General features: G+C 41.3%; 5 protein-coding genes. 1 reads left to right on the top strand and 4 read right to left on the bottom strand.

Annotation, left to right across the window (positions count from 1 at the left end; all coding sequences use genetic code 11):
- Positions 1 to 140: 140 nt before the first annotated feature.
- Positions 141 to 1091: a hypothetical protein gene (locus QLG01_RS02925; protein WP_005300925.1), complete on the bottom strand. Its 951-nt coding sequence runs from the start codon at positions 1089 to 1091 to the stop codon at positions 141 to 143.
- A 275-nt stretch (positions 1092 to 1366) separates the two neighbouring features.
- On the opposite strand from QLG01_RS02925, the gene QLG01_RS02920 reads away from it, so the two are divergent.
- Positions 1367 to 1705: a membrane protein gene (locus tag QLG01_RS02920; RefSeq protein ID WP_005300922.1), complete on the top strand. Its 339-nt coding sequence runs from the start codon at positions 1367 to 1369 to the stop codon at positions 1703 to 1705.
- A 17-nt stretch (positions 1706 to 1722) separates the two neighbouring features.
- Here the strand turns inward: QLG01_RS02920 and QLG01_RS02915 are convergent, their stop codons facing one another.
- From QLG01_RS02915 to QLG01_RS02905, 3 genes are all read right to left on the bottom strand, one after another.
- A complete protein-coding gene (locus QLG01_RS02915; protein WP_151822080.1) occupies positions 1723 to 2673 on the bottom strand; it encodes a cation diffusion facilitator family transporter in 951 nt (316 codons plus the stop codon).
- A 131-nt stretch (positions 2674 to 2804) separates the two neighbouring features.
- Positions 2805 to 5963 (bottom strand): CusA/CzcA family heavy metal efflux RND transporter, encoded by a 3159-nt coding sequence (locus tag QLG01_RS02910; RefSeq protein WP_282495795.1) that lies wholly within the window; start codon positions 5961 to 5963, stop codon positions 2805 to 2807.
- Complete coding sequence (locus QLG01_RS02905) at positions 5953 to 7173, bottom strand: efflux RND transporter periplasmic adaptor subunit (RefSeq protein ID WP_282495794.1); 1221 nt, start codon at positions 7171 to 7173, stop codon at positions 5953 to 5955. Before QLG01_RS02905 ends, QLG01_RS02910 begins: the two co-directional genes overlap by 11 nt.
- Between the last annotated feature and the right edge of the window lie 2 nt (positions 7174 to 7175).

Raw genomic sequence — 7175 nt, 5'->3', positions numbered from 1 at the left:
GGACATCGCCCTTTCACGGCGGTAACCGGGGTTCGAATCCCCGTAGGGACGCCAAATTCTAAAAAGCCACTGCATAACGTCAGTGGCTTTTTTCTTGCCTAAAAATAAAAAGCCAATCAATGATCAGCTTTTACTATGCTCTATGAGCTTGCAATTCCCACTTGTACTTCGAGGCGACCCGACTGTACCCGTAGTCCTCTAATTTCAAATTGATCTACTAATTGCTGGACCAATTCTCGACTTTCTCTCAAAATATTCAAACCAGGTAAAATACTAAAATCTGTCAGACTCAAAAGCTTTTCAACCATCCAAGATCGGTTATTAATAAAGTCAATAAATCCTGCCTGCTCTAGGTCAATAAACCACATACGGTGACCATCACGTTGGATACCCGGAATATCACCAATCAAATGATTAATAAGTGATGGAATGGGTAACATATTTACGACTTCAAAACCAACTCGACCAATACGGCGCACAGCCCAGTTTGACAGCGTTCCTCCATGACGAATCTGGACATCAAGACTTTCATCCATTTGACGTAGGCGCAAAAACTTTTCCTGCCCAATACGACATTCCAATACTTTAAAATCTAAACTTAAACGGTACATGAAACGATGATAATGCCCATCGATCTCGACTTGGAAACTATCATTGCCGCACTTAATTTTAATATCATCAATTTCAGAGCGGTCTATGCGCTTACGGATTTGATTATTTAATAACATTTCAGGTAAGTACAAAGTTAAGGTACTCTTCCCCAAAAATGTACGCGCCATTATCAATGCGACTTGGCGTGCGGTTTCACTGGTTTCGGACACCATATCTCTTACAGTGCCGGCCGCCAGATTTGTCATTCCAACAACTCCACGTCGCGTATGAGTAGTCACTTGATCGAGCGCGTCTAAAGCCGCGTCAGCAACCTCTGCAATATTACGTGTTGTGTCGCTAGCAAACCCAACTGCATCTTGGGCATGTTGCAATGTCTTATGCAGTAATCGACGAGATAATGACGGTTTTGCGGTATCTGGGGTAGCTAAAACCGATGCTGTCGTTGTAGGCTGCGACTTATTGTCATCTTGTTGACCCAAGTCCCTCTCTCCTTTTTATATTTATTCCACGTCCTATTTATGAGTATTTAAGCTCATTTATAGTGCTAATCACACTTCATTTTTCTGTAGATTAGCATGCTCTACAATATTATTTTAATTTTTATGTGTACGGATAAATCATCAGTTTTTTATATTTCTTTGTTTATTCATAAGTAATTTTTTTGCTAACTCACAGCACTTCATCGATATCTTACAAATTTTTTTCTTTTCCGACATTTCCGTTAGAATAGATTCAAACTAAATGTGGAGTTCTCATGCAATATCGTTGCCCTCAATGTCAAAGTGTTAAAATCATGCCTGTAAGCCAAGGCATGAACAGCGTAAAACCAGCAGTTCCTAAAAGCCTTGCTATCTTAATTCCTGCACTTTTTATGCTTTTACTCTTGGTTGTGATTAGCATTTTTATGTGGATTTTTGGCAATGGTGCAGGTAGCACTCTTCAAATTGCAACAGTAGTTGTTTTTGTTGTGACTGTAGGAGCAGGTTTTATGTTTTGGCGTGATTTGCCAGACTTTAAACTGTCTATGCAAGCATTTATGCAGTCACAAAAACATTGGAAATGCCGTGACTGCAATCATGAATGGGAAATTTAAAAAGTGTTCACATCAGCTTAATGCTGATGTGAATGTTCTTTATCATCATGCTCGTGTGAAGCATGTTGAGCAATATGCTGACAATTGATCTCGGCATCGTCTTCAATTTGCAAGGTCACTTCGCCAATACCATGTTCATGGGAAAGCATTTCAACAGCATCTTGATAGAGCTTGGTACGGTCCGCTTGAGGCGCAAACAAGTGCACTGTTAAATGGATATTTTTAGAAGTAATCGCCCACACTTTTAGTTGGTGAATACTCTCCACACCATTTAAAGAAAGCAGATCTGTACGTAACTTCTCAATATCCACTTCTTCTGGCACACCTTCGAGCAAAATATTAATACTTTGTTTAAGTAAAACCCATGTTCTTGGTAATACCCAAAAACCAATCAGTACCGCAATAATCGTATCGACCCAATACCAGTTGGTGAAGTAAATGATGAGTGCCCCGATAATAACGCCGACTGAGCCTAGCGCATCACTCAATACCTCTAGATAAGCACCTTTCACATTTAAACTGCTATTGGCACTCGACATGAGAATTTTCATTGAGATGAGATTAATCACCAAACCAATGGTCGCCACAATCAGCATTCCCATACTTTGAATTTCAGGTGGCTTAGAGAAGCGGATATAGGCCTCATATAAAATATAAATTGCCACCACAAAAAGCATGAGTGCATTAAATAAAGCAGCCAGAATTTCAAAGCGCTGATAACCGAAAGTGCGTTTATTATCGGCAGGACGTTTGGAAATTTGAATGGCGACCAAAGCAATTGCCAAAGCAGCTGCATCTGTAAACATATGCGCAGCGTCAGAAAGCAATGCCAAACTTTGTGTGATTAAACCAGCAATGACCTCAACAATTAAAAACGTTGTCGTAAGCGCTAAAGCAATCGTTAATTTCTTAGCATTACCTTCAGTCACTACAGCATGACTATGATCATGACCATGATGTCCACCCATTTTGCGGACTCCTTTTTATTTATCTTTATGGTGAGTTAAAAGTAACGATGAAGACACCATTACTTTTAACTCTTTCAAACACTTTTTTGAATTGACTCTATCATCAAAAAAGATATCTCAAATCGATGACATTATGAATGCTCAACACTTTTTGTCTTGCCTTCATTCATCCATCGATAAATGACCGGTAATAAAACCAGCGTTAATATCGTAGATGAAATAATGCCACCGATTACTACCGTTGCCAAAGGTCGCTGTACTTCTGCACCAGTTCCAGTTGCCAAAGCCATTGGAATAAAGCCAAGAGACGCCACACAAGCCGTCATGAGTACAGGTCTTAAACGTAAGATCGCCCCATTCCATGTTGCAGTTTGAATATCAAATTTTTCTCTAAGCTCTTTAATAAAGCTCAGCATCACCAGACCATTCAAAACAGCAACACCCGACAAAGCAATAAACCCAACACCAGCCGACATGGACAGCGGAATATCTCTTAGCCAAAGGGCAATAAGACCACCCGACAAAGCAAACGGCACACCACTAAAGACCAACAGGCTTTCTTTAACATTATGAAATACAGCCATGAGTAGAATGAAAATCATAGCAAGCGCCAATGGCACAACAATTTTCATTCGGGCAGCAGCTGAAGCTAGATTTTCAAACTGACCGCCATATTCCAACCAATAACCCGCTGGCAGTTGTTCCTTTGCGAGTGTTGTTCTTAATTCTTGAACAAATGATCCTAAATCACGGCCTTCTACGTTTGCAGTAATAATGACACGGCGCTTACCATTTTCACGTCCCACCTGATTTAAACCTGAGGTACGTTCAACTTTAGCGACATCTTGAAGCTGGATGAGTCCACCATTTGGTAACTGGATCGGAAGTTGGGCTAAGTTTTGGATGGTACGCTGCTGGTCTTCTAGGCGAATTTCAAAATCAAATCGTCTATCACCTTGTAAAATCTGCCCAACATTTTGTCCACCTACACTTGCCGCCACAATATCTTGAATGGCCTTTGCAGATAATCCGTATTGCGCAGCCAGAGGTCGGTTAATTTCAACACTCAACACTGGTAAACCGCTCGTTTGTTCTACCTTAACCGCGGTAGCACCTGAAATTTTTTGTACTTTCTGAGCGAGTGCTTGAGCCTGCTCGTTGAGTACTTGCATATCATCGCCAAAAATCTTGACACCAATATCACTCCGGATCCCTGAAATTAGCTCATTAAAGCGCAGCTCGATCGGTTGAGAGAACTCACTGTTATTACCGGGTAATGTCGCTAAAAAAGCTTCTATACGTGAACGCAACTCAGCCAGCGTCTCTTTAGAGTTTGGCCATTGATCATGCGGTTTAAGTAAAATAACTGCATCAGAGATATTAGGCGGCATCACATCAGTTGCAACCTCAGCCGTTCCTGTTCGAGCAAAAACAGCTTTTACCTCGGGAAAGTTTTTCAAAATGAGTTTTTCAGTATTTTCCTGCATTCGCAGTGATTGCTCGAGCCCAGTACTCGGTGAACGCATTTGCTGTAAGGCAAAATCACCTTCGCTGAGTTGTGGCGCAAATTCACTACCCATTTGGGTAGCTAACACGCCTGTGAGCACTAAAATACTTAATGCAAAACTAACAACCACTATCTTAAGCTGATAAGCCTGATCGAGGACATCTCGGTATTTCTGCTTTAAAAGCAACATCCAACGTGTTTCTTTTTCTTTCACTTCACCCGTAACAAAAAGAGCAACTGCGGCAGGTACAAATGTCACAGAAAGAATCATGGCACCCAATAATGCCATCACCACAGTCATTGCCATTGGATGGAACATTTTGGCTTCAACACCAGATAAAGCAAAAATAGGTAGGTAAACCACTAAAATAATCATTTGCCCAAAAATAAGTGGTCGACGGGCCTGTCTTGCTGCAAGGAATACTTCTTTGAATCGCTCAGCTCGTGTAAGGGGTCGATGTAAAGCGTGTTGTGCTTCTGCTAGACGTCGAATACAGTTCTCTACAATAACAACTGCACCATCTACAATAATCCCGAAATCAAGCGCTCCTAAGCTCATGAGGTTGGCACTAATGTTTTGTTCAGCCATACCTGTCAGGGTAAATAACATCGAAAGGGGAATAACGCAGGCTGTGATTAAAGCAGCTCGAAAATTTCCTAGAAAAATAAACAAAATCACAATAACCAGAATTGCACCTTCAACAAGGTTCTTCTGTACGGTTGCAATTGCTTTGTTTACTAAACTGGTTCGGTCATAAACCGTTTCAATTTCCACACCTTTAGGTAATGTAGGCTGAATTTCCTTAATTTTGGTATCAACCGCCTGAGCAACGGTACGGCTATTTTCTCCCATCATCATCATGGCAATGCCAAGAACCGTTTCCTCACCATTGTAAGTTGCAGCTCCTGTTCTTAAATCATGCCCAATAGAGACATTCGCCACATCGGCAACGCGAATTGGTAACCCATTTTTGGTACTTACAGTAATATTTTGAATATCTCCAACACTACTTAGCATGCCCGGCACACGAACGGTGAGTTGCTCTCCGTTTTCTTCAATAAAACCCGCACCGCGATTTTCATTATTTTCTTGCAGAGCAGTTTGAAATTCATTGATTGAAATCTGAAGCTGCTGCAAACGTTTTAAATCAGGCGACACAATATAAGTTTTATTGTAGCCACCAATACTGTTAATTTCGGCTACGCCTTTCACACGCTGCAATTGAGGACGTACAATCCAGTCCTGAATTTCACGTAAATCCATGGCTGTATAGGCCGTACCATCTGCTTTCTTAACGCCTGATTTTGCTTTTACCACCCATTGGTAAATTTCACCTAAACCTGTAGAAACAGGAGACATGACTGGATCGACTGATTCAGGCAGTTGCCCATCCGCCTCTTGTAAACGCTGGTTAATCAGTTGTCTTGCCCAATAAATATCGGTTCCATCTTTAAAAATGATGGTGACTTGGGAAAGCCCATAACGTGAAATAGAGCGGGTTTGTTCCAGATTTGGAATTCCAGCCATCGCATTTTCAATAGGATAGGTAATCCGCTGTTCAACCTCTAAAGCGGTATAACCATTGGCTTGGGTATTAATCTGGACTTGCGTATTAGTAATATCTGGAACTGCATCAATAGGAAGCTTTTGATAACTCCAGATCCCAACTCCAATCCAAGTCAGTACAAATAACATAACCCAAATGGCATTTTGAATAGCAAACTGAATAACTCTATCAAACAGTCCTTCTGGTTTGGGTAGCTCAGGTTTATTAATGTCCATGCTCCGCCTCTCCCTTTTCCAGTTCGGATTTCAGCAAGAAGCTACCTTCTGCCACATAGCGCTGGCTTGGATTAATACCTTTTACAACTTCGACCCACTGACCATCTTTAGAACGTTGCCCCAACTGCACAGTGACAGGTTCAAATTCAAAGCCTGTTTTCACCATTTTTGGGATAAAGATAACGTCTTTACCTTCGACTTGTTGAATCGCCTGAGCTTTTACACGGGTCACTTTTTGCGTTGTGCCTGAAGAATTCAGCTCAACATTAACCATCAAGTTTGGACGCAATTCACTACTATTTGCCAAGACCTTGGCACGTACTTGTAAACGCCCCGTTTGAGCATCGGCTTCAGTTGTTAAACTTTGAACTTGAGCGTTAAATGCATTCCCTGTTTGTAAAGATTTAAATTCAATCTGCTGATTTGGCTGTAAATTCAGATTTGCGGTGCTTGGTAAAATAAACTCCAGCCACAACTGATCAAGCTGATTAATAATAAAAAGCTGGTCTGCTAGCTGTACGTTTTCACCTACCACAATATCTTTATTACTCACCATCCCAGCAATTGGCGCTGTTAAGGTATAGCGTCCTCCTGAGCCCGAACCCGCCCCGAAAGCACTTAAGCGCGAACGAGCTGCTTTCACTTGAATTTGGGCCTGCTGGTAAACGTTATAAGCTCGTTGATAATCTTGTTTGGCAGAAATTCCTTGAGACCATAAGCTACGCTCGCGTTCATAGTCCTGACGTGCTAAATCAAGATTAGACTGTGCAATTTGCAAATTTGCTTGTTGATCGACCAGATCTGGAACCAATAAGCTTGCGAGAGCCTGCCCTTTTTTAACTTGTTGCCCCAATTCAACATATACCGCTTCGACACGACCACTAAAACTTGGCGAGACATGAGCTTGTCGGTCTGTATTCACAACCAGTTTTGCTGGATAAGTTTGAAGTTGAGGAACCTCACCTAGTTCAGCTTGTTCAATTTTTAAATTTTGTTCCTGCATTTGCTGAGCAGTGAGTAGCAGCGATTTTTTACCTTCTTCATGGTGTTCTTCACCCTCTTCTTCAGCATGCCCGTGACCTTCCGATGCTTCAGAAGAATTAGATTTATTTTTTGAATTTAAAACCAGTAAACCAATTAATAGTGCAGTGATTGCAGCAATCACCCCGACCCAAAGCCATTGAGAATTTTTCTTTAAATTTGTCGACATTA

It is taken from the genome of Acinetobacter sp. V89_4 (assembly GCF_029967875.1).
Classification (GTDB): Bacteria; Pseudomonadota; Gammaproteobacteria; order Pseudomonadales; family Moraxellaceae; genus Acinetobacter; species Acinetobacter oleivorans.
Note: the sequence above shows the minus strand (reverse complement) of the source record. Positions and strands in the feature narration are given on the sequence as shown.

What these genes read in the sequence shown, in the direction of transcription:
- QLG01_RS02905 (WP_282495794.1), bottom strand. Translation starts at nt 7,173, where the DNA reads ATGTCGACAAATTTAAAGAAAAATTCTCAATGGCTTTGGGTCGGGGTG.
- QLG01_RS02910 (WP_282495795.1), bottom strand. Translation starts at nt 5,963, where the DNA reads ATGGACATTAATAAACCTGAGCTACCCAAACCAGAAGGACTGTTTGAT.
- QLG01_RS02920 (WP_005300922.1), top strand. Translation starts at nt 1,367, where the DNA reads ATGCAATATCGTTGCCCTCAATGTCAAAGTGTTAAAATCATGCCTGTA.
- QLG01_RS02915 (WP_151822080.1), bottom strand. Translation starts at nt 2,673, where the DNA reads ATGGGTGGACATCATGGTCATGATCATAGTCATGCTGTAGTGACTGAA.